Here is a 24,063-nt window from a genome sequence, read left to right on the forward strand (position 1 = left end):
AGACACGGGAGCCGGAATGGGGTTAGCGGTTATTGCCGCCAAAACCACGCGGACCCTGGCCGCCATGCTGCCCACGCGGGCCATGCTCACCCTGCGCCGGCATCAACTCTGCCCTCTGCTCATCGGTCAGACTGTCAAAGAAAGCCGCAACGGACGGCTGCACCGCCTCAAGCGCCGCCACGTGCGCCTTTTCGACGGCAATCCGCGTTTCCAGGCGCTCCGCAACGGTCGGAACCGTGCGCTCTTCACCCTCGGCCGGCGGCGTCGGGCGCAGGCCTTCGGTCGCAGTCGCAAAATCCTCCGCCGCAGCCAGTGCCGAAGTTTTCAGCGTGTCGAACAGCGCCTGCTGCTCCGTGGTCAGGTCAAGACGATGGCTGAGGCGCACCAGTGCAATCTCGATGCCCTCGCCACCACGCGAGAAATCCAAGAAGCCGGCGCCACCGCCGCCCTGCTGGCGAGGTCCACCGCCTTGCGGACGGAATGCCTGGTTGCCCGGCCCGGCATCTTCCTGGGTCACCGCGGCGTCCGGCGCCTGTGGAGCCGGCTGGGCCATGGCGGGAGCCACGGCGCTCAGACCGATTGCAGTCGCAACGACGGCCATGAGGGCTTTGATCGAGGTGGAGGTCATAGTGTTTTTCCTTGCATGGGAAACCGGCAGAACCGGAACAACACGACCCTAGCGATAGGAAACTCTTCACGAGATTGCGACGGCATGAACTCTTGGCAAGGTCGGTAAGGTTGGCGCGCCGCCCACCGCTCCCGGCTGGCGAAACCCTTAGAAAAACAGTATTATTCGCCCCTCCCGCGGGTGTTGAGGAGTTTACGATCCGCGGGCAATAAGAGGGGAGAAAATCGTGCCTAAGATCTCACACATGTTCTTTCGTGCCGGAATTCTGTTTCTGATCGTCGGGATCAGTCTCGGCCTGATCATGTCGATCAGCCAAAACCACGACGTTATTGGCGCCCACGCCCACATAAACCTGCTCGGCTGGGTCACATCAGCTATCTTCGGTGGCTACTACGCCCTCAACCCTGCAAAGGCCGAGGGCATGCTGGCGCGCGTGCATTTCTGGGTCTACACGCTCGGCGTGCTGCTCATGACCGTGTCGCTCTATCTGCTGCTCAAGGGCAATACCGGCTTCGTACCTCTGGTCGCCGTCGGCTCCCTGATCACCGCCGCGGGCGTCCTCATCGGCGCCTATATCTTCTTCATGCCGGCCAGTTCCAGCACTGCCCGCATGCAGCCGGCAGAATGACAAAAGGGCCGCCCGCAGTCTTCTGCGTGGCGGCCCACCATTCGAAGAACGCCGCTATTCTCCGAAGTCTCCGAAAAACAGCGTGTGGAGCCGATCCTCGAGCGGCCGCACCACATCGGCATGGGCCATACCCTGTTCCCGCGCCGCCTGCGCCTCGGCAATCAGCCCTTCCATATGCTCACGCATCATCGCCTTCTGGTCGTCCGGCAGTGCCGAGTCTGCCAGCCGTGCCAGGGGCTCCTCAAAGATCGCGTTGAACTCATCCTGCGGGATCGTCGCCATATAGCCGCTCGCCACCGCGTCATAAGCGATCGTCCAACTCGCCCGATCAAACCCCGCCTCCGGGATCAGATTGGTGCCGAGCGCGTCATAGTCGAAAAAGATCTCGGCAGCGTCGGCGACCATGCCCTCGCCCGTTTCCGCCGCCAATTGCTCGACGACCGTCACCACGGCCTCCGCCTCATCAGCCGTCAGTGCCAGAGCCGGGGTCGCCATCAGCAGGCTCGCTGCGGCCAGCAAAATCCCAAACTTCATCAGAAAGCTCCCTTGATACCGGCCGAAATGGCCACGGTCGGATCGCGCCCATTGGTCGCCAGATGCACCGAACCGGACAGCGCCACCGCTTCGTTGATCTTGTGATCGAGTTCGAGCCCCAGCCGACCCCAGGTCTGACCATAGGTTCCGCCCCCGAGCGAGAAGCTGAACAGCCCATCCACCTGCCCCACGGCCGAGGCCGCCGTACCGGTGCGATGCGCCACTTCCAGCGTCGTGCTCAATTTGGTCTGGCTAGAAAACTCGGTAGTCGCAGTCACGCCCACGCGAATATCGGTATGGCCAAGATTCTGCGCCGCAAAGCGCGCCGGAAATGGCCCGCCGCTTTCGCTATACCCATCCACATGCAGCGCGCCGAACGACACCGACGCCCACGGATTAAAGCTGGTATTGCCTAGGACAGCCGCTTCCAGCCAATCCGCCCGCACCCGCACCACGCCACCCATGGCATTGGTCTGCCCGCTCGACACCGCCGTCGCCGCGCCATTGGAATAGGCCCGATCCACCTTGGCCTGCCACCCGCCCAACATGCCTGTCACAGACAACAGCAGCGGCGTGCCATCCGGCTGCCAATCCACCTCGCCCAATACATATTGCCCAACCATATTGGCCGCCCCGCCCAGCGACAGCGCCTGCCAAGAAGCAGTCGTGCCAATCGAGCCCCCGAGGCGCACTGATCCACCAGCCAGATCGACACAGGCCCCGGTCTCCGCCAGCGCCAGATTCGCGCCACTCTCGCCATAGTGGGCAAAGTCCCCCGTCGCCCAGGCACACATGTCGCCCGAAAGATTTGGCGTCAGCATCAAGGGCCGGTGGTGCGCCCCATTCATCGGCAGCCACGTCAGGAATTCGCCGGCGCTGGCGATACCCGCCGCGCCATGCAACGTGGCATTGTACTGCGCCACATCCATCAGGCCGGTCCCCGGGCCGGGCTGTCCTGAAACCCTCGCGAGATAGGCCCGCTCATTTCCATCCGGAAGAGCCATGACACCCGCAACCACGGTGCCATCGTCCGAAACCGCGGTCGCATCCATCAGATATTGGTCGGCTTCCACCGACACCCCATGGCGTCCCAGCCAGTCGTGAACTGACTCCATGCCGGTTTCCTCGACCCAGCGAAACGCCAGCCTCTGGGGAAGTCCCGCATCACTCCACCCGACGACAATCGTCCCGTCTCGTGAAACCGCATTTGCCGCGCTGTGGTTGAAAGGGTCGCTCCCCAGCGACCCGAGATTGTACATCTGCACATTGCCGACAACGCCAGTGGTTGCCCCCTCCACCCAGCGGAATGCCTTTGGGTGCCCAACATCATCATTTGACTGGCCAACCACGACCCGCCCATCGGCCGAAATGTCGAGCGCCCTCGAAGATCCCGTCATTTCCCCGGTCAGCGATCCGAGGTCCAAGATTATGTCTGCATTGCTGCCGCCGGCCTCCAACCCCCTGAGGTCCCAGCGAACAGCTCGGCTCAGCGTGGCATTGCCATCGCTGTACCCAGCCGCATAGTTCCCATCGTCCGACACTGCGTGAGCTGCCCAGTGACCTGCGTCATCCAGACCATTGAGCCGGAACATCTGCTCATTGCCGACCTCCCCGGTCGTCGCGCCTTCGATCCAGGCCCAGGCGCGGGTCATCCCGGGACGCTTGTAGCCTCCAACGACCCGCTTGCCGTCTCCCGACACATCCCAGGCGTCCATCTGCGCGTTGGGAATACCAACATAGAGCAAGCCCAGGTCCTGCATGGTCAGCATCGTCGCATCCCATCGGAATGCGCGGTCATGGCCCGAAGGCAGGCGCGACCGGCCTACAATGTAGCGCCCGTCGCCAGACATTCCCCGCGCTTCGCTATAGCTGCCTCCGAAGCTGCCTAGGCTGGTCACCCCGCCATCGGCTTCGTAGTAGACGCTGCGGAGGCCGTTCAGGACGTCATCGACATTGCCGACAAAAATGGTGCCATCCGCGCTGACTGCTGGAATGCCGTAGTAGATCCAGCCAAGGTCCGGTCGCGAGAGATCGAGAATTTCCCCGGCTGCCTCGACGCGCGGCGCCATCACCAGTGCCGTCGTTGCCAACAGCAGGCCAAAGCCGAGCCATTTCCTATTCTGCCGGCGCCGCACCCGCGTCCCAAAAGCTACTCGCGCCATACGTCCCTCCGGCACAATTGAAAAAACCGGCCCTTGCGGACCGGCTTTGCCAATTAGGGGACTAGATTGACGCACTCAACGCGAGCGCCTCACGGGCATAAGCATTGCCGCCGGGCATAATGGCCCGGCGCTAGACCTCTTCCTCTTCGTCGCCCCGCTTCCACGCCCCCGGCGTCACGCCAAAGCGTCGGCGGAAGGCCGTCACGAAATTGCTCACCTGCGCATAGCCCAGCTCCCAGGCCAATTGCTTGAGCGGCAAGGGTGTCCCTTCTTCCAGCGCCACGCGCGCCGCATCGAGCCGGGCATCGCGCAGAAAGGCGAACACGGTCGTGCCATAGAGCTGGCGAAAGCCTCGATTGAGCCGCTTGGGTGAAAGCCCGACATCCTTCGCCAGCGCATCGAGGTCGGGCGGCTCGCGCAGGTCGAACAGCAGCCGGTCGCGCGCCATGCGCACTTTCGCCAGGTCGCGCGCCGGCAATGTATCGTCGGCCAAATGCGACCGGTCGAGCACGCTGAACTGATAGGCCAGAAATTCCAGCGCCTTGGCCTGGCGGAAAATGCGGTTCATCGGCCCGCGAAAGGCCGGTCGCAGCAGCTCCTGCGCCACGAGACGAAGCTTGGCCGGCAGGGTCGCCATGCCCAGAACATCGTCCTTGCCCCTGTCGAGCGTATCCGTGAAGAGATCAGGCAGGTTTGAATCGCCACCCACCAGCTCCAGCGCCTCCGGCTCAAGCCGCAGCGACACGGCCCGCCATCCCCGATGCGCATCGATCTCGTAGCGCGCCCGCCGCTCCACCGGCGTCATCACATAGGCCCGCCCGTCCTCACGCCACATCTGGTCGTCGCAGCCCTCGAGGCTGGCAATCCCCTGGCTGGTCAGGATGGCGCCAAGAATAAGCCTTCCGGTGCTCGGCTCCCCGCTTTCCACTTCAATATTGAAGCGGCAGCCGGGCGTAGCCTCGCTGCGATAAAGCCAAAGGCCTGGCAGGACGAGCGTCTCCTCCAGATAGGCCTTGGCAGCCCCATATCGAAAGCTCAAACGCTCCCGATCGTTGAAATCCGCGACATGGCTATGTCGTCCGCTCGAAAATAACCAGTCCGTCATCCGCGTCCCTCGGAAGCAAGCCCGGAAAGCTAGAAGAAAATCGCCGCTTGTCAAATCACGGGCATTATGAATGCCGGACCCCAATACATGGCAGAACAGTAAGCGCGCCCCTTCGATTTTCAGCGCCGCGCCATCCCAAGAAAAGGGCCCGGTCAAACCGGGCCCTTTCTTCTCGGTCGGAGATGTCGCTAGTGACGCGGATGCTCCGGCAACTCCTTGAGCTCGTCCTTCGTCCACGACGTCATGGCATGAACCTCGCCATCTTCGTCGCGCATGAAGTCAAGTTCGCGCAGCGGCAGGGCAACGGGTTTGGCACCGATACCCAGGAAGCCGCCAACATCGACAATGGCGGTGCTGTCCATCCCGGCGCCGTCGATGTGATCAACAGTGCCGACCTTTTCGTCATCGACACCATAGATGGTCGCGCCCTCAAGCATGGCCGGGGTAAGTTCAGTGCTGGAAAGGCGTACGTGATGGCTGTGGTCCATGGTCAATCTCCTTTCATGTGAGGGACCAACTGCTATCCGCGGGGCTCCGTTCCCCCACGGCCCATCACAATGCTGAGTGTGCCTCCGGGCGCGTCCTCATAGGCCCAGTGGCCACCGCGCCGCGTGCAAGAAACTCCGGTGCCCGATGATCTCTCCGCCTTCGCTCGCCCAATGGCCTCCTACCCGCCCTCGGTTGACATACCTATCACCGCAAGGCATATACATATCAACGATAGGTATAAACATGCCCCCCACTCCATCCACCTTCCTCAATGGCGTCCCCGAACTCCTGGTCCTGCGCCTGCTGCGCGATCGGGAAATGTATGGTTACGAATTGGTGCAGGCCATCCGCGAGGCCAGCGCCGATCAACTCACCTTCGCCGAAGGCGTCATCTATCCGCTGCTCCATACGCTCGAGCGCGACGGCGCCCTCTCCACCCGCCGCCAGACCATCAATGGCCGCAGCCGCGTCTATTATTCCGTCACCCCCACCGGTCGCGAGCGCTTCGATGCCCTCTCGGCCCATTGGCGCACGCTCACCGGGGCCATCGCCAACGTTCTGGAGGCGCCCCGTCATGCATGACCATTTCGTCGACCTCCGCGAAGACCTCCTTCGCGCCGGCATCTCGCCGCGCCGCGTGAACCGCTATGTCCGGGAACTCTCGGACCACCACGCCGACCTCACCGAACATCTGGAGGCCCACGGCCATTCCCGCCACGACGCCGAACGAGACGCCCTCCAGCGCCTCGGCTCCCACGATACGCTGCTGTTACCCATGCTCGCCGATACCCGTTTCCGCAGCATGGCATCACGCTGGCCCGCCCTAGTCTATCTCGGCCTGCCGCTCGTCTCGCAGGTCATTCTGGCACTCCTCGCCGCGCTATCCCTCATCGCCGCAGCCTCGACGCCGCTCCGCCCCGCCCTGATCGATCTCGCCTCAGGCGCCGCTATCCTCTGGCTTGCCGGTTCCGTCATCCTGAGCTGGGCCGCAATTCTCGCCGCCCATCGCCGCCGCGCCTCCATGCGCTGGCCGGTTATCGCGGCCCTCGCCGTTTCCACCCTCGCCGCCGCCACGAATATCGGTGTCACCATGCCCCTGGCCGACATCCACGGCGAAATCACCCTCGCGCTCACGCACCCCGCGCCCCTGCCGCTGGTCACCCTCGCGGCCCTCTCCCTCTTGCCCCTCCTGCTCCATTTCGGCGCCAGGTCCACGACATGAAAAGCCTCGTCGCCCTTGTCATGCTCACCGGCGCGGCGGGCGCGGCCCCGGAAGCCCATCACCTCACCCGTCCCGATGGCAGCCTCATCCATTACACAATCGACCGCACCGCCGAACCCGCCGCCGGTCTCCTCGTCCTCAGCCAGGGCTCCGGCTGCCGCCCCGGCGCCCAAAATGCCGCGCTTGCCACCGTCCGCGCCGCCTTCTCCGCCTATGACACGCTGATCGTCGAGAAAGCAGGCATCGCGCCCGAGATGGGAATCGACGAACTTAACTGCCCCACCGAATTCTATGATCGCTACACCGTCTCCCAGCGCATCGACGACTACGAAGCCGTCCTTTCCGCGCTCGGCCCCCGGCCCGGCCGCATCATCCTCTTCGGCGGCTCCGAAGGTGGTCTCGCCATGGCCATCCTCGCCACCAAACTCGATCCCGATGCCGCCATCATCTTCTCCTCCGCCACCGGCACCAGTTTTGGCGACATGGTGAAAAGCACCGTCCCACCCGAAGGCCATGCCCACATCGATGCCGGCTTTGCCGCTGCCCGCGCCAATCCCGACAGCAGCGACCTCTTCGCCGGCCACGCCTATCGCTTCTGGGCTGACATTCTCGATCACCGCTCCATCGACTACATGCGCGAGACCGATACGCCCTTCCTCCTCATCCAGGGCGGCCTCGACACCTCCTCTCCCCTCGCCGCCGCCCGCGCCACGGCCGATGCCTTCACCACTGACATCAGATGCAACCTGACCTATTGGGAGTTCCCCGCCCTCGACCACGGCATGCTCGACACCAAAGGTGGCCCCCACCTACCCACAGTCGCCGCCATGGCCGCCGCCTGGGCAGAAAACCCCATCCCTGCCTGCTAACCCCGCCACTAGCCGCGCAACCCGTCCAATATGATGGACGGTCAATGCTTCCCATTAAGAGTTTTCTCGTAGAACTGACGGGGAAAGCATGGGGGCACAGGCATGAAGGACGTCGTTCATCTCTCGGAAGTCGTGGGCGCCCTGAGCTATGCGCTTGACCTGACCGAGGGCCAGCCGATTGGCCATAGCCTGCGCTGCTGCTGGATCGGCATGCATATCGGCAAGCGTCTGGGACTGTCGGAATCCTCCCTGTCCGACCTCTATTACACGCTTCTGCTCAAGGACATCGGCTGCAGCTCCAACGCCGCACGCATCTGCAAGCTCTACCTGGCCGACGACCTGAACTTCAAACACGCCTACAAGCTGATCGACAACAAGCTTCCCGAAGTCCTGCGCTTCCTGCTTGCCAACACGGCGCGCAAATCCGGCTTCGTCGAACGCCTGCAGACCATGATCAACGTCGCCCGCAGCAGCGGCGAAATCGCCCGCGAGCTGATCGAGACACGCTGCCAGCGCGGCGCCGATATCGTGCGCAACATGCACTTCTCGGAAGCCGTCGCCCACGGCATCCTCGACCTCGACGAACACTGGGATGGCACCGGCCAGCCGCTGCAGCGTCGCGGCCGCGACATTTCCCTCTTCGCCCGCATCGCCCTCATCTCACAGGTGGTCGACGTCTTCTTCATGCGCGGCGGCGCCCCCGCCGCAGTCGCTGAAGTCAAAAGCCGCTCCGGCCGCTGGTTCGATCCGGAACTGGTCTCAATCGTCTCGACCCTGGAAAACGACGCCTTCTTCTGGCTCCCCCTCCTCGCCAACGATCTGCCCGATCGCGTCGCCGATCTCGAACCGCAGACCCTCGTGCGCTCAGTCGATGAAGACTATCTCGACGACATCGCCGCCGGCTTCGCCCAGGTGGTCGACGCCAAAAGCCCCTTCACCGCCGGCCACAGCGATCGCGTGTCCCTCTTCGCCGATCTGATCGCCGAAGAGCTCGGTTGCGACCCCGAACACCGCCGCTGGCTCAAGCGCGCCGCGCTTCTCCACGATATCGGTAAGCTCGGTGTTTCCAATTCCGTGCTCGACAAGAATGGCCCGCTCGACGAGGAAGAATGGGAACAGGTCCGCAGCCACTCGCAGCTCGGCCGCATCATTCTCTCCAAGATCAGCGCCTTCCGCTCCATGGCCCGCATTGCCGGCGACCACCATGAGCGGCTCGACCGCAAGGGCTACCCCTTCGGCATCGGGGCCGCCGAGATCGACCGCGACACCCGCATCGTCACGGCCGCAGATATCTTCGACGCCCTCACCGCCGACCGACCCTATCGCAAGGCCATGTCGGTCCCCGTCGCCTTCGAAACCATGGAACGCGGCGTCGGCACGGCCATTGACCCGGAAATTTTCGCCGCCCTGAAACGCGGCTTTGCGCGCATCAATGGCATCGTGGAGGAACCTGCTCCCGCGGACGATGCCGACGCCGACGCCAAGGCGAACGCCGCCTGACGCCCGTTCCCTTTCCGTTCACAACATGTTAATGGCTGGTCTTCGTTCCCCTGCTGACATTGCGTGACAGGACACCCATCTTAGGGTTCTCCTGCCTCACCTGTTCTGCTGAAGAAGAGCCCGCGCCATGGCCCCCAAGACGACTCGCCCCGGCAAAGCCGAATTTTCCATCGACGAGTTCTTCGCCGAGATCGAAAAGGCCGAGGACATTCAGGCGTCCAAGCCGCTTTATGCCGAGCGGATGAAGAACAAGCGCGCCCTCGACCGCGCCGAAGCAGCCGAGAAGGAAGCGGCTGCTCCCAAAACCCCGCTCGAAAAGCGCCGCACCACCAAGTCGAACTACGACACCGCCACCGGCATGGCCGCCAAGGCCGGCAAGACCAAGATCAATTCCGTCGACCGCGTCGATTTCGACGGCTTTGGCGAAGCCCCGCAAGCCGGCTTCGGCCACATGCCCTCCAAGGCCGTCACCGCCCGCGACATATCCCGCGCCGCCGCTGCCGATCCCGAAGCCCAGGCCAAACTCCGCGAAGCCCTCGACGCCTCGGTCAAAAAGAACAAGGCCCGCAAAGGCGAATCCCTCGAAAACGCCACCACCGTCGGCATCACCGCCACGGTGAAGGCGCTCGAACAGATCATTCTCCACGGCCGCAAGGAAGTGGAGGGCTCCTCGCCCTGGGTGCCCCACCGTCCCGAGCGCCCCGAAAAGCTCGAAGGCGGCCGCGCCTTCAAGCTCTCAACCGACTACACACCCGCCGGCGACCAGCCCACCGCCATCGCCGACATCGTCGAAGGCATTTCCAACGGCGAGACTGATCAGGTCCTCCTCGGCGTCACCGGCTCGGGCAAGACTTTTACCGTCGCCCAGACCATCATGCGCACCCAGCGCCCGGCGCTGATCCTGGCGCCCAACAAGACCCTCGCCGCCCAGCTCTATGGCGAGTTCAAGCACTTCTTCCCGGAAAACGCCGTCGAATATTTCGTGTCCTACTACGACTACTACCAGCCGGAAGCCTACGTTCCGCGCACGGACACCTATATCGAGAAGGAATCCACCATCAACGAGCAGATCGACCGCATGCGCCACTCGGCCACGCGGGCGCTGATGGAGCGCGACGACGTCATCATCGTCGCCTCGGTGTCGTGCATTTACGGCATCGGCTCGGTGGAAGGCTATTCCGCCATGATCATCGACGTGCACCAGGGCGAGAGCATCGACCAGCGCGAAATGCTGCAAAAGCTCGTCGCCCTGCAATACAAGCGCAACGAGCAGGCCTTTACCCGCGGCACCTTCCGCGTGCGCGGCGACACGGTCGAAATCTTCCCGTCCCACTATGAAGACGCCGCCTGGCGCGTCTCCCTCTTCGGCAACCAGATCGAAAAGATCGTCGAATTCGACCCGCTGACCGGAAAAACCATCGGCGAGCGCAAGTTCATCCGCATCTATGCGAACTCGCACCACGTCACCCCCCGCGCCACCACCACCGGCGCCATCAAGATGATCCGCGACGAACTCGCCGGCCGCCTGCAGGAACTCAACGGCGCCGGCCGCTTCCTCGAAGCCCAGCGCCTGGAGCAGCGCACCCTCTTCGATCTCGAAATGATGGAAGCCACCGGCTCCTGCGCCGGCATCGAAAACTATTCGCGCTACTTCTCCGGCCGCCGCCCCGGCGAGCCCCCTCCGACCCTCTTCGAATATCTTCCTGACAATGCGCTGGTCTTCGTCGACGAAAGCCACGTCACCATCGGCCAGCTCGGCGCCATGTATCGCGGCGACCTTCGCCGCAAGGCAACCCTGGCCGAATACGGCTTCCGCCTGCCAAGCTGCATGGACAACCGCCCCCTCCGCTTCGAGGAGTGGAACGCCATGCGCCCGCAATCGGTCTATGTCTCGGCGACCCCGGGCTCATGGGAAATGGAACAGGCCGGCGGCGTCTTTGCCGAACAGGTCATCCGCCCCACCGGCCTCATCGATCCCCCGGTCGAAATCCGCCCCGCCACCCATCAGGTGGACGACGTCATCGACGAGATCCGCCAGACCATCAACAAGGGTTATCGTACCCTCTGCACGGTCCTCACCAAGAAGATGGCCGAAGACCTCACCGAATACATGCACGAGCAGGGCATAAAGGTCCGCTACATGCACTCCGACGTCGACACCATCGAGCGCATCGAGATCATCAGGGATCTCCGCCTCGGCGCCTTCGACGTGCTGGTGGGCATCAACCTCCTGCGCGAAGGCCTCGACATCCCCGAATGCGGCCTCGTCGCCATTCTGGACGCCGACAAGGAAGGCTTCCTCCGCTCCGAAACCAGTCTTATCCAGACCATCGGCCGCGCCGCGCGCAATGTCGATGGCCGCGTGATCCTCTATGCCGACAAGGAAACCGGCTCCATGGAACGCGCCCTTGCCGAGACCACAAGGCGCCGCGAAAAGCAGATCGCCTACAACACCGAACACGGCATCACGCCCCAGAGCGTAAAAGCCCGCATCAACGACATCGTCGACAGCGTCTACGAACAGGACCACGTCACGATCTCAATCGGCAAAGGCAAGGACGGCAAGGAAAAAGTCGTCACCGGCGATAACCTGGCGACGGTCATCAAAGACCTCGAACGCGAAATGCGCGAGGCCGCCACGAACCTGGAGTTCGAAAAGGCAGCGAGGTTGCGCGACGAGGTCAAACGGCTGCGGGAGATGGAGCTGGATACGTTGTCGGGCGAGGTGGACTAGAAACAACGGCGCGGTAAGGATGGCCTTCCTAACTCGGCGACGTATGCAAGCCATTCTTGATGAGCTTGGCGCACGTTCTCTGGATTCTCAGAAAAGAAAGGATCTGGTCAATCGGCTCAACGACGAGAAGAGACCAGAACAAACGCTTGGAGCCGAGTACGAACTCATTGTTTTCTGGATGCTTTCGGCAGACCGAAATTTTGAGCTTGAGCCCCACTGGTGCTTTCCAACGCGACCGGACGCCTACAGCCAAAGCATCTTTCTCGGCAATGTCGGGGAGCTATCAGAGATCACCGCGCTGGATAACAGCAAGACCAAACAAGAAGGCGAGATGAGGTCGTCGTCACAACGCATGGTCGACGCGGCAAACAGAATTAAGAAGGGCACCGGTCAATATCTGTTCTTCACGTATCTAGAAGAGTGGGAGAGGATAAACCATCGGCGCGTGCGTGTGCGGCAGGTTCCTCTAAATCTCGAAATCACACCGTATATTCGACAGGGCCTTCATGACCTTCTATTAGGTGAACTCAAGACCGTACGGCTAAAGGAAGGAAATTTGGATGTTGTGATAGAGAGGCGAGAGCGGCGGCAGCATCACCTTTTCAACTTCCACAGTTCGGTTCCCCCGGAAGCCAAGTCGCTTACCGACAATCCGATTTTCTACGCCTTGAAGCGCAAGCGCGAGCAGCTTGTTTCCGCCTCAACGGAGTACAAACGCGTTATTTGGCTATGCGACGCGGGATCCGACATCCTCAGAGCCTGCGGGACTGTACGTCACATGCAAAGCTCAATATCCGCCGAGCAGATTATTCAAAATTTTCTGCTGCTCTACCAAGATATAGACTTGGTCATCGTTCTGTCTCCCCGCCATAGCAATTCAACTTTGGGCCAGTCGAGGGAAAACTGGTGGCACCTATCGCACTTTACAAACAACGACGCGGGAGCTCAATTGGACGTCGAATGGCTCCAAAAGGCATGCTTGAAGCTGCCATCCCCTCGCTTCGCGGGGTATCAAGCGAGGCAGCTAGTGCAACAAAGGGCGTACGGTCCCACAGCCAAGGGTTGGTACACCGGAGTGACCTATCGAAGTAAGGATCACAAGGGAAGCGTGGAGATATCCTCGCGACTAGTAATCGACCTTCTCGCCCGCCGTATAACTCCGGAGCAGTTTGCTCACTTCATGGGCGACAGAGACGGACAGAATCTATTCGCCAGAATGCTCGATGCCGGAATGACCTTTGAAGACATAACGTTTCAAAGCGGAGGCATAGACGAGGATGATGACAAAATCGTACTTCATTACTCCGACGACCCAAGCGCATCTAAATTTAAGTAGTTAGCTGGTGCGAAATCTGCATTTCGTCAGCGGGATATATCCAAAGACAAAATCAGGAGGCTTAGTAGGCGTCAAATGCGCCAAATGTACATATTCTGTTTCGAGATCTATTCCATAGACGATTTCGTCAGCATCAAATAACTCTCCGGAACGGAGCGTGCGAATAACGTCCGATTCTACATCTGCCTTCTTTCGAAGTTCAGTATCAGACAATATTTCAATCAAGAATTTGGCGCCCCACTCCAAAGATCGACTAGCAGATAGATGTCTACGACGTTTTGCAATCAAGTTAATTGCCGTATCTAGGCAGTATTTCGCGTTCCCTTCGGTGACTCCAAGGGAAACCACGCGAGCGTCGCGTTCAATAATCCAATATTTGCTGTTCTTGGCACGGTAAACCTTTGGCGTTAATCGCCACAGGTTCCAAAACTGGTCCGTCGATGCCCCCCATTCCATAAGGTCCATCCGGATATTCTCGTGATCAAGTTGGATGAAATCGAAAGCGTTCTGAACGTTATTGGATATCCATTCCTTGTTCTGCGTATAATACGGTGACTTCCTTCCGCGCATCCCAAGGCCGAAATAATTCTTAGCGCCTGAATCCAAGTACTCGTCGATGCAGTAATCTTCTTCAATTTCTACAAATATCGCCTTTCTTACCGAGACGAGCGTCTCCCAAATATCTCCGGCTTCTAAACTCTTGATGGCCGCATCGAGATGGGAAGCACTAGGCGCACCTCCAATAATTTCCGTTCTATAAATATCATCGATAGATTTGCCGAATACCTGATGGCAGATGGTGTCGATTGCCTGGTTCGCGGCACCGAGGTAGGTTGATAAAGACTGAAAATCTACGATTTGTCCGTAGTGCTTGACGATCACCCTCTGCTTATTCATCGCCTTTAAGGTGCCGCTCTTTGGCACTTTAACGCCTTGCTTCCCGAGAGCACCAATCATCTGGTCAAATGACAGTCCCTCCAGTGGTGAGATTTCGTCTACGCCAAGCTCAATCAACGACGACAAAAAAATCAGCTCAACCGCATCCTGAAGTACAACAAGCGCTGCAGAGGAAGAAAATCTGTCCTCACTTCGAGACAGAATAACGGCTTGAGAGAGAAGCTCCTTGGAAACTTGTATTCCACTAAGCGCTTGGGATTTCATTGGTCTTTCAAAAGTAATACTTCGGGGGGAACTGCAGAATTAAGATCACAGCAAAGGGGCGACGTCCATAGCAATGAGCCGCGCCTACCCATCACCCCAACCAAAGCCGAAACCGCCGATCCACCTCGGCCTGCGGTGCATATTCCTGCACCAGCCGCGCCAACCCCTTTGGCGTCACCGCCAGATGGCTCGCCGGCACCAGCACGTGCCCGCCATCTACCATAAAGAGCTCCAGCGTCCAGCCCGAGGACCCGCCGCCGCGATAGCCGAGCGAGCCGAATTTTTCCCAGGGAATGACCACCGGCCGGGCCACGCGATGATCGACAAAACCCTCCGGCGAAAACGTCAATTGCGGCGAGCGGTCGATCAGCTTTATCAGATCATAGCCACCAAACACCGCGCCGCCCAAAACCAGCACCAGCCCGATCCACAGCACCTGCCCCACTTCGCCGCGGAAAAACGCCTGGGCCAGGATGACAATCCCGAACACCACCATGGCGCCCTTGACCGCCACCAGCAGAATGCTGATCGCGCCGCGATCGGTATAGATATGAACAGTCCGGTCCATGCCTAGCCTGCCGGGCAGGCCTCCAGAATCCGGTCGATTTCCCCCTTGCCGCTCTTGGCACCGAAATCGCCATGGGCCACGCCGTCGAGGCTGACCGCAAAACCGCCTTGCAGCAGCGCCGTCAGCTCTGGCCCAAAGCTGGTAATGGTGCCGACCGAATAGCCATTATAGTCGCTGACCGGGCTTTCGAAGGCAAAGCGCGTGCCGTCCTTTTCGAGCGCCACCGCCACCGGCGTGTCCGACGCCGGCCCATCCACATAGATGGTGACCACAACGTCGGCATAACCCTTCTGGCAACTGATCGCCGCCTTCACATCGCCGCTGCCCGGTTCGTACCAGGCGAGGTTCAGGTCGATGTACCCGCCCATATCCTCCTCCTGCAGATGCCAGCCCTCCGGCACCTCCTGCCCCATGGCCGCAGCCCCCGGCAGGGCCATCACCGCTACCGCAACAAACCTCAGACGCGAAAAAGACCCCTTCATCGGCATTCTCCCTCCAAGAATGCCCCACTCTAGCGCCTTCGCCGCAAAAGTAGAGTCCGCGCACCGCCCAGCTAACCTATTGGTCTTATCCCCACCGCCGAAAACACGCGGCATCGACGAAGTGCCGAGCTTCCGACGGCGATCTGGACCGCCCCCCCCAAAAAGGGAGCGCTCAAGGCGTGCGCAAAAATCCCGTTCGTGGGAAGCGGCTTTCGCCTCTTCTGTCTTAAATTTTCGGGGCGAAAGCCGCTCTCCACCGTGCGCCCTTGGGCGTCGCGACCGTGCAATCGCAACGCCCAAGGGGCCGGGCGACACTTGCGCACGTCTGTTGGATTTTTTCAGCGATGCCAGCGATTTCGACGAAGAATCAAGCCCTTGCGCGTCGCCCGTCGGTCAACAGATCGGAACCAAATCCGCCCCCTTCGGTTGTCTTGCCATTGCCAAAGGCGAAAGCCGAAGGAGATAAAAATGAAGAAATTTCTGATTCCAATCATTGCCTCGGCCGCGCTGGTCGTCCCCACTATTGCCCATGCCCAGATCATCAAAAGCCAGCCTGACGCCGAAGCGACGGGCGGCGCCGTTGTCGGCGGCACGGCGGGCGGCGTCACAGGCGCCGTCGTCGGCGGCCTGATCTTTGGCCCCATCGGCGCTGCCATCGGCGGCTTCGCTGGCGCCACCATCGGTGCTGGCGCCGGCATCGAAGCCTCATCGGTCGACTATGTCCGCCTCAACCCCACAGACCCCGTGGTGCTCGAAGGCGAGATCGATGTCGGCTACGCCGTCCCCGAAGCCATCGTCATCCACCCCATCGAGGGTGACCCGACCTACGGCTATTTCTACACCAATGACCGCGTCTACTTCGTAGACCTCTCCAATCGCGCGGTCGTCTATTCCCCCGGCATCGTCGTAGCCGCCGAGTAAGTTCTTCCCAACGGCCGCCCCGGGCGGCCGTTTCGCATCAGCTGGTCCAATCGCCACGATAAAAAACCTTCGTTGGACGCCCGGACCTCTTCCCCGCAACATTGCAGGCATGACCGAACCCCTCTCTAACGGCGGCCCTCCTCTAGACGACAACGCCCCACCCTGGGGTCGCAATGGCATAGGCCGCTATTTCGAATGGGCCGCGGCGAAGAAAAAAGCCTTCGACGCCCCCTATGACGTCGCCGTCCTCCGCGCCCGCCGCGCCGCCCTGATCGGCCTCACCTACGAGGAATACACGCTCGAAATCCTCGAACGCGGCCGCTATCTCGGCACCGGCGACGTGGACCGCATCGCCGAAATCAAGCGCCGCCGCCCAATCCGCTACTAGGCGCTTTCAGGAAAAGTGCTCCCGGAAAGCGCGACTTAAAGACACCGCCTTGCATCGGCCACTGAGCCAGCGCAAAACTGCCTCCATGCGCATCCCTATCGTAGCGGCCCTCGCCGCCCTGACCATCACTCCGGCCCTGGCCGAACCCACTGCCCGAGTGTCCGGCGGCAACATCGCCGTCCGCACCGGCCCGGGCCTGTTCTACCCCACGGTCGGCCGCATCCCCGACGGCACAGAGGTCACCCTCGATTATTGCACCCGCGACGATCGCTGGTGCTTCGTCACCGATACCGGCTGGGTCGACGCCTCCTGGCTCGTCGGCTGGTCAGCCAAAATGCGCGTCACTCCGCCCGATTTCCAAGGCCCCGGCTGGTAAACCACTCCATGTCAGACAATCTCAGCAGCCACTTCCTCCTTCGCGAGGATGTGACCTTTCTCAACCACGGCTCCTTCGGCGCCTGTCCCCGCCCCGTCTTCGAAGCCTACCAGGCCTGGCAGCTCGAACTCGAGCGCGAGCCGGTGGAATTTCTGGGTCGCAAGCTCACCGAGCACATGCGCCTCCCCCGCGAAATCCTCGCGGCAGAGCTGGGCACCACGGCCGAAAATATCGTCGGCGTCACCAATGCGACGACCGGCCTCAATATCGTCGCCCAATCGCTGGCCCTGAAACCCGGCGACCAGATCCTCACCACCGATCACGAATATTCCGCGCTCGAAAAGACCTGGGCCTATGTCGCCCGCAAGACCGGCGCCGAGATCGTGGTGGTCAGCATTCCCATGCCGCTCGAAACCGAGGCGCAGTTCACCGATGCGGTGATCGCAGGCATGACCGACCGCACCCGCGTGCTGTTCCTCAGCCACATCACCTCGGCCACCGCCCTCGTCTTCCCCATTGAGCGCGCCATAGAAGAAGCCCGCCGCCGCGGCATTTTCTCGGTCATCGACGGCGCCCACGCCCCCGGCCACATTCCGCTGGCGCTGGATGCCCTCGGCGCCGATTTCTACGCCGGCAATTGCCACAAATGGATGATGGCCCCCAAAGGCTCCGCCTTCCTCCACGCCCGCCCCGAAGTGCAAGGGCTGCTCGATCCGCTGGTCATCAGCCACGGCTGGACCGCGCAGTCGAAAGAGCTAGGCGCCAAGGGCGCCTTCGGCAATTCCCCCTTCGTGGACGAGATCGAAATGCAGGGCACGCGTGATCCCGCCCCCTGGCTCGCCGTCCCGGCCGCGCTAAAATTCCGCGCCGAAAACGACTGGTGGGCGATCGCCGACCATTGCAGCGCCCTCGCCCGCGAGACCGCCGCTCGTGTCGCCGAAATGACCGGCCTGCCCCCGCTCAGCGCCGAAACCTTCCGCGCCCCACAAATGGCCGCCATGCCCATCCCGGAATGCGACCCACCGGAAGTCCACAAGACCCTTTTCGAGCGCTACGGCATCGAAATCCCGGTCTACCGCTGGCAAAACCGCTGTATCGCCCGCGTCTCGGTGCAGGGCTACAATTCCCGCCCGCAAATGGACAAGCTGGTCAGTGCTTTGGGAGAAATCCTGGGCCTCTAGGGCTGATCGGCAGTCAGCTCAGGCTGAGTCGAAAAAGGCCATCTTCGAGAACCGGAGCGGAGCGTACGTTGGTACGTGAGCACCGGAAGCGCAGAAGATGGCCTTTTGCAGACCAGCATCAGCTGAATGACGATTAGCCCTACAGCCAGCCCCCAAGCTCGCGCCGCACCATGGCCTCGATCATGTCCATGCCGGCGGGGCTGTCATTGAGGCAGGGAATATAGGCGAACCGTTCGCCCCCGGCCTCCATGAAGGCCTCCTTGCCGCCAATGGAGATTTCTTCCAGCGTCTCGATGCAGTCAGCCGAAAAGGCCGGCGCGAGAATGGCCACCTTCTTCACGCCCCTCTTGGGCAGTTCTTCAAGCGTATCCGCCGTCGCCGGCTCCAGCCACTTGGTCGGCCCGAAGCGCGACTGGAACGTGACCATCAGCTTGTCTTCCGGCCAGCCGAGATAGTCGCGCACCATCCGCGTCGTTTCGTGGCAGTGATATTCATAGGGGTCGCCCGCATCCACATAGGTCTGCGGCAGGCCGTGATAGCTTGTAAGAACCAGGTCCGGCTCAAAATCCAGCGCCGCCACCCCGTCGCGGATCGAATTACCCAGCGTCTCGATATATTTCGCGTCCGAATAATAGGCCGGCAGCGTCCGCACGGCCGGCTGCCAGCGCATCTCTTTCAGCGCATCAAACGCCTTGTCATTCGCAGTTGCCGTCGTCGTAGCAGAATACTGCGGGTAGAGCGGCACGAGGAGAACTTTCTTGCAGCCGGCCGCCTGCATCTTCTCGAGCACGCTTTTGGTCGAGGGATTGCCATAGCGCATGGCGAAATCGACCACGATTCCGTCGCCTTCCAACCGCTGCGCCAGCGCTTGCGTCTGCTTGCGGGTAATCACCCGCAGCGGGCTTTCGTTGAACTCCTTGTCCCACACCTGCTCATAGGCGTGTCCGGCCTTTTGCGGCCGAAAGCTCAAAATACCAAAGTTCAGAATCGGCCACCAAAGCCATTTCGGCGACTCGATGACGCGCGGGTCGGACAGGAATTCGCCAAGATACCGGCGCACATTCCAGTAGTCGGTCCCGTCCGGCGTCCCCAGGTTGAGCAGCAGCACCCCGATTTTCTGCGGAGCGGCAAATTGCGGATTCTTGGAAAGCGAAGAGGACATGGGGCGCCAGTTTGGAAAACTTCCAGAGTTCCCGGCAACATAGCCCTTTCTCGCCCCGCCGCAAGGCGGCGATGGGTCGCGCTCCCGCTTGCGCGAGATCAAGGCAAAGAGCGGTTCTAGAGGCTTGCCATCAGCAGCAGAACACCGAACAGCAGCACGAAGACTGCCCCAGCCAGCTCCGCCCACCAGACGATTCCCTGCGCCAGCGCGCTGTCGCCGCCGCCAAGCCGGCTCACCAGCCCCTTGGCGCCAACGGCCAGCGAGGCCAGCACCGCCACGGTAATCGCCGTTCCCAGCCCCATCAGCAGCACTGAAACCACGCCCGCCGCCAAGACGCCTTGCGACAGCGCAAAGACCATCACGACCAGCGCACCCGAACAAGGCCGCAACCCCACCGCCAACACCACGCCCAGCTTTTCCCGCCAGCTCCCCTTGAGGTCGGCCGGCCCTACGGCGTGATGCATATGCTCGGCATGATGCTCATGCGCATGATCGTGATCGTGATCGTGATCGTGGTCATGATGATGGTGGTCATGGCTATGCCCATGATCGTGCCCATCATGCTCATGCCAGATATCGCGCTTCGCCGGCTCTTCATGATGGTGGTGGTGATGGTGCCCCCACCCAAAAATCTTGCGGGCAATCAGCCAAAGTCCCAGCAGCGCCACCAGCGCATAGCTCAACACGCCCACCCAATGCGCCGCATCGCCCATGGCCGTGCTGGTCATCTGCAACACGCCAGCCAGCACCAGCACGAACCCGATCGCCACCAGCGATTGCAGCAGCGCCGAGAGCGCGCTCAGTGCAATGCCCTGTCGCAGCTGCCGTTCATTGGCGAGCACATAGGAGGAGATGACCACCTTGCCATGCCCCGGCCCCGCCGCGTGGAAAACGCCATAGAGAAAACTCAACCCGCCCAGCACCCAGAACGCCGTCCAGTCGCTGCGCATGCGGTCGAGAGCATCGGTCATGGCACCATAAAACACCCGCTGCTGCTCCTGCACCCAACCGAAAAACCCGGTGCGCGGCAGATTGAGCCCAGGTTCCGGCGGCGGGCCACCAAAAGGTGCGGCTGGCCGCGCCTGCGCCACATGCTCCGTCGCTTCCAGTGCCGTCACCGGCGCCGGCGCCGCGCCGCAGGAAATAACGATCATCCCCTGCGTCCCGCGCATCGCCGCGGCCAGGTCCGGCGGCAGTTCCAGCACGTCCGGCCCCAGCGCATAAAGCCGATCCTCGGTCGCCCGATCCATCGGCCGCGGCGGCACCAGCTCCGTGCCACAGCTTGCCGGCGCATTCTCCAGCGTCACATGCCCCACATCGGCAAAGCTGATCGCCACATAATATTCGGCGTCGAAAATCCCCAGCTCAAAGCGCGATCCCGGCACAACCGGCTCTGCCGCGTCGATGGAAAAATCCAGCGTGACCTTGTTATCTTCGTAGCGCATGCGCTGGTCGCCCACGGGCGTAAAATGCACCCCATCACCGGCCACGGTGTAAAAGCCATAGTCGGCCAGCCCGACCATGTTCTCGTCGGCCAGCTCCTGCATTTCCTCGGACGAGACGACACCATCGCCATTGGTATCGAGCCCCTGCACCATCCACACGGAAAAGGCCGTATCGAACGTCCAGCTATTGCGCAGCGTCGCGATCCGCCCGGCGTCGTCGAAGACCACGGCCACCTTGGCGTCGATGAAAATATGCGGATGCGCCATCGCCGGCTGCGCCAGCCCGAACAGCACCAGAACCAGCCCCGCAACCCGCAGAGCCCACGCCCCAAAACGCGAAAAACCCACGCCCAAACCCGTCAGTTGATCGGGTGCACCGCGAACCAGTCCACCAGATGGTCGATCAGTGCCCTTACCTTGCCGGCCAGATGCCGCCGATGCGGATAGACCGCTTGCAGCGTCTGCCCCGTCGGCAGGAAGCCGGGCAGCACCGGCACGAGTTCGCCACTCGCCACCAGCGGGTCAGCGAGATAGGACGGCAATACGACAAAACCGAGACCCATGGCCGCCGCCGTACGCGCCGCCAGCGGCGAATTCACCCGCAGCGGCCCATTCACCGGCACCGAAATCGTCTTGTCGTTCTCGATGAAGCGCCAGTTCGATTGGCCCTGCAGGTTGACGTCGATAATGCAGGGCAAATGCCTGAGATCATCGGGATGCTGCGGCGCGCCGATGGTCTTGATCAGCCCCGGCGAAGCGCCCACCACAACATGCATATCGGCAATTTTGCGCGCGATCAGCGAAGAGTCCGCCAACGTCGAAATCCGCAGCGCCACGTCGATCCCCTCGTCGACGAGATCGACATAGCGATCCTCGAGCCGCAGATCGAGCGTCACCTTCGGATACTTCTTGAGATATTCAAAAATCGCCGGCGCCAGCGTCGACTCGCCAAAATTGCGCGGCGCCGAAACCCGCAACATGCCGCGCGGCTCGGCCGTCTGGTCGGTTATCGTCGCATCGAGATCGTCAAGCTGCTGCAACAGCGAGGAAGCCTCGCGATAATAAGCCTCCCCCGCCTCGGTCAGGCTCAGCTTTCGCGTCGTGCGATTCATCAGCCGCACCCCGAGATAGTCCTCAAGGTCTGTCACATATTTGCTGAGCAGCGCCTTGGAGCGGCCATGCAGCCGCGCCGCCGAAGAAAATCCGCCAGCATCAAAGACCTGCACGAATGCGCGAATGCGGGCAAGATCCTGCAAATTGGCCTCCATTGCCGGGAATCGTCCAAGCGGAATTACACCGTTGAACACCACCAATCGACGCATAACTCATCTGCATAGGGTGAACAATAACGGGCCTTGGAACCAATCGACATTCAGGTCAGGCTGAGGCGAAAATGATGGCTATCGAGAGTGATGAGCGACTCGGCAAAGGTCCGGTGGACCTTTGCAGCGAAGAACGCCCGGAGAGCTACGCTCGCAGGGCTGTGGCACAGCGTACGTTTGAGTACGTGAGCACCGGAAGCGCAGAAAGCCGTCATTTGCAGACCAGCATCACCTGAATGTCGTTTGGTTCTGGGCGTTGCCTGATTAACGATAGGATAGATGCGTCATCGACGCGCAACCGGAGTTCGGACTATTTTCCCGCTCATGGCCAAACCTTCACCCAGTTCCTCGCTCTATCAGCTCATTGCGGCTGGGCAATTGGCGCATAAGGCTTTGCTTGTGCCGCTCAAGGAGCGCGGGCTCGAACCTGGCGACGATGCCATCCTTTTCGAACTCGGCCGCTCCGGCACCACCGAAGAGGACCTGGCCGCAGAACTCGGCCTCCCCTCCGACATGCTGGCGCCCCGCCTTGCCCGCCTCATCGAGCGGGATTTGGTCGATCGTCGCGCCGTGGGCCCCGAACTCATTCCCGGCGTCGCCCTCACCGAGCGCGGCATCCGCATCCGCAATAGCCTCGCCGACCATTGGGCCCAGCTCGAGGAAGCGCTCCTGGGCGAACTCAAGCCCAAGCACCGCAAGCGGTTCGGCAAGATCCTGCGCCGGTTCACCGATCTCCTGCAATTTTGAGTGTTTTGCTGCGCTTGCAGCAACGCGCTGCAGCTTCGCGCATTTCCTGAATCGACGTCTGAAGGCTTCGTTCAGTCTGGGTTCATCCACAATGCGCTTTAGTGGACCCAGGCAAAAAAGCTAACGACAGGGAAAGGAGAACTCCCATGGCTCTTAATCGCAAGCTGATCACTTCCGCGCTTGCCACCCTGGCAGTCCTGGCGACAACCGCTGCGGCCTCTGCCGCGCCTGCAATCGCCACCGGCAATGTCAACGTGCGCTCCGGCCCGGGCACTGGCTACGCTGTGGTCGATGCGCTGCGTCGCGGCGAACGTGTGGATATCCAATACTGCCGCGGCAGCTGGTGCTTCGTGCAGAAGCGCGGTCCCGATGGTTGGGTTTCGGCCAATTATCTGTCGAGCGGCGGCGGATGGAATGGTGGCTGGGACGACGACTATTACGAACCCGCTCCGCCCCCGCGCCCGCCCCACTGGAACCCGCGCCCGCCGCGTCCGCCCCACTGGAATCCGGAACCCTGGCCGCCGCGTCCTTACCCGACGCCCTATCCGACCCGCCCGGGCGCCAGCTTCTGCTTCAACGGCCCCAACGGCTACTTCTGCGCCGGCAGCTAATTCCGGCCCATACGCAAACGAGACGCACCGGGTCCCCACCCGGTGCGTTTTTCATTCCACCGTCAGCCGCTCCACATCGACGCCATAGCGCTCGAGCGGCGCCCGCGCCTTGCGAACGAGAAATTCGTTGAGCCCATAGGCGACGATGGCGCCCACGACCACAGCAATGCCGAAGCCGCGCCAGCCGTCCTGGCTGGCAATGGCGATGGCGGAAAACAGCGTCACGCCGCCCACGCCGAGCAGGAACCAGCCGCGCTTCTGGCTTGCCACGCGAAAATTCCGCGCCCCCGCATGCAGCAGATCGCGCAATTCGCTGTCGCTCATGGCCACGAGTTCGGGATTGCGCCTCTCGCGGCGGATCGTCTCGATATAGGCGTCTACGCGCCGCAAGGTCAGCGCCTCGCGCTCTTTGGTCACCTTTCCGCGGGTAAGAAGCGTCCAGCCACCACCGATCAGCATCAGCACCAAGGCGATTTGTAGCCACATCGGCAA

25 protein-coding genes are annotated in these 24,063 nt (G+C 61.7%); 13 read left to right on the forward strand and 12 right to left on the reverse strand.

Features of this window, described 5'->3' with window-relative positions; genetic code table 11:
• Nucleotides 1-22: 22 nt before the first annotated feature.
• A complete protein-coding gene (locus NVV77_RS09650; RefSeq protein ID WP_295412504.1) occupies nt 23-628 on the reverse strand; it encodes a Spy/CpxP family protein refolding chaperone in 606 nt (201 codons plus the stop codon).
• Between the two features lie 226 nt (nt 629-854).
• Between NVV77_RS09650 and NVV77_RS09655 the strand changes: the two genes are divergently transcribed.
• A complete protein-coding gene (locus NVV77_RS09655; RefSeq protein ID WP_295412506.1) occupies nt 855-1,256 on the forward strand; it encodes a hypothetical protein in 402 nt (133 codons plus the stop codon).
• Nucleotides 1,257-1,310: 54 nt separating this feature from the next.
• Here the strand turns inward: NVV77_RS09655 and NVV77_RS09660 are convergent, their stop codons facing one another.
• The 4 genes from NVV77_RS09660 to NVV77_RS09675 form a co-directional block, all read right to left on the reverse strand.
• Entirely contained in the window at nt 1,311-1,790 is a 480-nt protein-coding gene (locus NVV77_RS09660) for a hypothetical protein (protein ID WP_295412507.1), read from the reverse strand.
• Nucleotides 1,790-3,952: an autotransporter domain-containing protein gene (locus NVV77_RS09665; protein ID WP_295412509.1), complete on the reverse strand. Its 2,163-nt coding sequence runs from the start codon at nt 3,950-3,952 to the stop codon at nt 1,790-1,792. The genes NVV77_RS09660 and NVV77_RS09665 overlap by 1 nt, the downstream gene beginning before the upstream one ends.
• A gap of 130 nt (nt 3,953-4,082) precedes the next feature.
• Complete coding sequence (locus NVV77_RS09670) at nt 4,083-5,057, reverse strand: AraC family transcriptional regulator (protein WP_295412511.1); 975 nt, start codon at nt 5,055-5,057, stop codon at nt 4,083-4,085.
• 188 nt (nt 5,058-5,245) lie between these two features.
• Complete coding sequence (locus NVV77_RS09675) at nt 5,246-5,545, reverse strand: PRC-barrel domain-containing protein (protein ID WP_295412513.1); 300 nt, start codon at nt 5,543-5,545, stop codon at nt 5,246-5,248.
• Nucleotides 5,546-5,789: 244 nt separating this feature from the next.
• Between NVV77_RS09675 and NVV77_RS09680 the strand changes: the two genes are divergently transcribed.
• From NVV77_RS09680 to NVV77_RS09705, 6 genes are all read left to right on the forward strand, one after another.
• The gene (locus tag NVV77_RS09680; protein WP_295412515.1) at nt 5,790-6,128 is read left to right on the forward strand and encodes a PadR family transcriptional regulator; all 339 of its coding nucleotides are present in this window, start codon (nt 5,790-5,792) and stop codon (nt 6,126-6,128) included.
• Nucleotides 6,121-6,768 (forward strand): permease prefix domain 1-containing protein, encoded by a 648-nt coding sequence (locus NVV77_RS09685; RefSeq protein ID WP_295412516.1) that lies wholly within the window; start codon nt 6,121-6,123, stop codon nt 6,766-6,768. Before NVV77_RS09680 ends, NVV77_RS09685 begins: the two co-directional genes overlap by 8 nt.
• Complete coding sequence (locus NVV77_RS09690; RefSeq protein WP_295412517.1) at nt 6,765-7,637, forward strand: hypothetical protein; 873 nt, start codon at nt 6,765-6,767, stop codon at nt 7,635-7,637. Before NVV77_RS09685 ends, NVV77_RS09690 begins: the two co-directional genes overlap by 4 nt.
• 102 nt (nt 7,638-7,739) lie before the next feature.
• Nucleotides 7,740-9,137, forward strand: coding sequence for an HD-GYP domain-containing protein (locus NVV77_RS09695; protein WP_295412518.1), 1,398 nt, complete (start codon nt 7,740-7,742; stop codon nt 9,135-9,137).
• 358 nt (nt 9,138-9,495) lie between these two features.
• Nucleotides 9,496-11,871 (forward strand): excinuclease ABC subunit UvrB, encoded by a 2,376-nt coding sequence (gene uvrB / locus NVV77_RS09700; RefSeq protein ID WP_295412605.1) that lies wholly within the window; start codon nt 9,496-9,498, stop codon nt 11,869-11,871.
• Between the two features lie 43 nt (nt 11,872-11,914).
• A complete protein-coding gene (locus tag NVV77_RS09705) occupies nt 11,915-13,207 on the forward strand; it encodes a hypothetical protein (RefSeq protein ID WP_295412520.1) in 1,293 nt (430 codons plus the stop codon).
• Here the strand turns inward: NVV77_RS09705 and NVV77_RS09710 are convergent, their stop codons facing one another.
• The 3 genes from NVV77_RS09710 to NVV77_RS09720 form a co-directional block, all read right to left on the reverse strand.
• On the reverse strand, nt 13,208-14,368 hold the full coding sequence (locus tag NVV77_RS09710) for a hypothetical protein (protein WP_295412522.1): 1,161 nt from the start codon (nt 14,366-14,368) through the stop codon (nt 13,208-13,210).
• A 91-nt stretch (nt 14,369-14,459) separates the two neighbouring features.
• Nucleotides 14,460-14,936: a hypothetical protein gene (locus NVV77_RS09715; protein ID WP_295412524.1), complete on the reverse strand. Its 477-nt coding sequence runs from the start codon at nt 14,934-14,936 to the stop codon at nt 14,460-14,462.
• A 2-nt stretch (nt 14,937-14,938) separates the two neighbouring features.
• Nucleotides 14,939-15,418 carry a hypothetical protein gene (locus NVV77_RS09720; protein ID WP_295412526.1) on the reverse strand — a complete coding sequence of 160 codons (480 nt, stop codon included), beginning with the start codon at nt 15,416-15,418 and terminating at the stop codon, nt 14,939-14,941.
• Nucleotides 15,419-15,886: 468 nt separating this feature from the next.
• Here NVV77_RS09720 and NVV77_RS09725 point away from each other — a divergent pair, with 468 nt between their 5' ends.
• The 4 genes from NVV77_RS09725 to NVV77_RS09740 all read left to right on the forward strand — a co-directional run bounded on the left by NVV77_RS09725 (nt 15,887) and on the right by NVV77_RS09740 (nt 18,284).
• Nucleotides 15,887-16,339, forward strand: coding sequence for a DUF1236 domain-containing protein (locus NVV77_RS09725; protein WP_295412528.1), 453 nt, complete (start codon nt 15,887-15,889; stop codon nt 16,337-16,339).
• A gap of 109 nt (nt 16,340-16,448) precedes the next feature.
• On the forward strand, nt 16,449-16,727 hold the full coding sequence (locus NVV77_RS09730) for a hypothetical protein (RefSeq protein ID WP_295412529.1): 279 nt from the start codon (nt 16,449-16,451) through the stop codon (nt 16,725-16,727).
• A gap of 85 nt (nt 16,728-16,812) precedes the next feature.
• The gene (locus NVV77_RS09735; protein ID WP_295412531.1) at nt 16,813-17,103 is read left to right on the forward strand and encodes an SH3 domain-containing protein; all 291 of its coding nucleotides are present in this window, start codon (nt 16,813-16,815) and stop codon (nt 17,101-17,103) included.
• Nucleotides 17,104-17,111: 8 nt separating this feature from the next.
• The gene (locus NVV77_RS09740) at nt 17,112-18,284 is read left to right on the forward strand and encodes an aminotransferase class V-fold PLP-dependent enzyme (RefSeq protein ID WP_295412532.1); all 1,173 of its coding nucleotides are present in this window, start codon (nt 17,112-17,114) and stop codon (nt 18,282-18,284) included.
• A gap of 139 nt (nt 18,285-18,423) precedes the next feature.
• Here the strand turns inward: NVV77_RS09740 and hemH are convergent, their stop codons facing one another.
• The 3 genes from hemH to NVV77_RS09755 form a co-directional block, all read right to left on the reverse strand.
• Nucleotides 18,424-19,446: a ferrochelatase gene (hemH, locus tag NVV77_RS09745; RefSeq protein ID WP_295412533.1), complete on the reverse strand. Its 1,023-nt coding sequence runs from the start codon at nt 19,444-19,446 to the stop codon at nt 18,424-18,426.
• Nucleotides 19,447-19,562: 116 nt separating this feature from the next.
• Nucleotides 19,563-21,239: a DUF1007 family protein gene (locus NVV77_RS09750; RefSeq protein WP_295412535.1), complete on the reverse strand. Its 1,677-nt coding sequence runs from the start codon at nt 21,237-21,239 to the stop codon at nt 19,563-19,565.
• Between the two features lie 11 nt (nt 21,240-21,250).
• Nucleotides 21,251-22,147, reverse strand: a complete 897-nt coding sequence (locus tag NVV77_RS09755; RefSeq protein WP_295412537.1) for a LysR family transcriptional regulator — start codon at nt 22,145-22,147, stop codon at nt 21,251-21,253.
• 390 nt (nt 22,148-22,537) lie between these two features.
• Between NVV77_RS09755 and NVV77_RS09760 the strand changes: the two genes are divergently transcribed.
• Complete coding sequence (locus NVV77_RS09760) at nt 22,538-22,960, forward strand: MarR family winged helix-turn-helix transcriptional regulator (protein ID WP_295412539.1); 423 nt, start codon at nt 22,538-22,540, stop codon at nt 22,958-22,960.
• Between the two features lie 146 nt (nt 22,961-23,106).
• Entirely contained in the window at nt 23,107-23,571 is a 465-nt protein-coding gene (locus NVV77_RS09765) for an SH3 domain-containing protein (protein ID WP_295412541.1), read from the forward strand.
• A 51-nt stretch (nt 23,572-23,622) separates the two neighbouring features.
• Here NVV77_RS09765 and NVV77_RS09770 read toward each other — a convergent pair whose 3' ends face one another.
• The gene (locus NVV77_RS09770) at nt 23,623-24,057 is read right to left on the reverse strand and encodes a hypothetical protein (protein WP_295412542.1); all 435 of its coding nucleotides are present in this window, start codon (nt 24,055-24,057) and stop codon (nt 23,623-23,625) included.
• Nucleotides 24,058-24,063 lie beyond the last annotated feature (6 nt).

The sequence above is a fragment of the Devosia sp. genome (assembly GCF_024707125.1).
Lineage (GTDB): Bacteria > Pseudomonadota > Alphaproteobacteria > Rhizobiales > Devosiaceae > Devosia.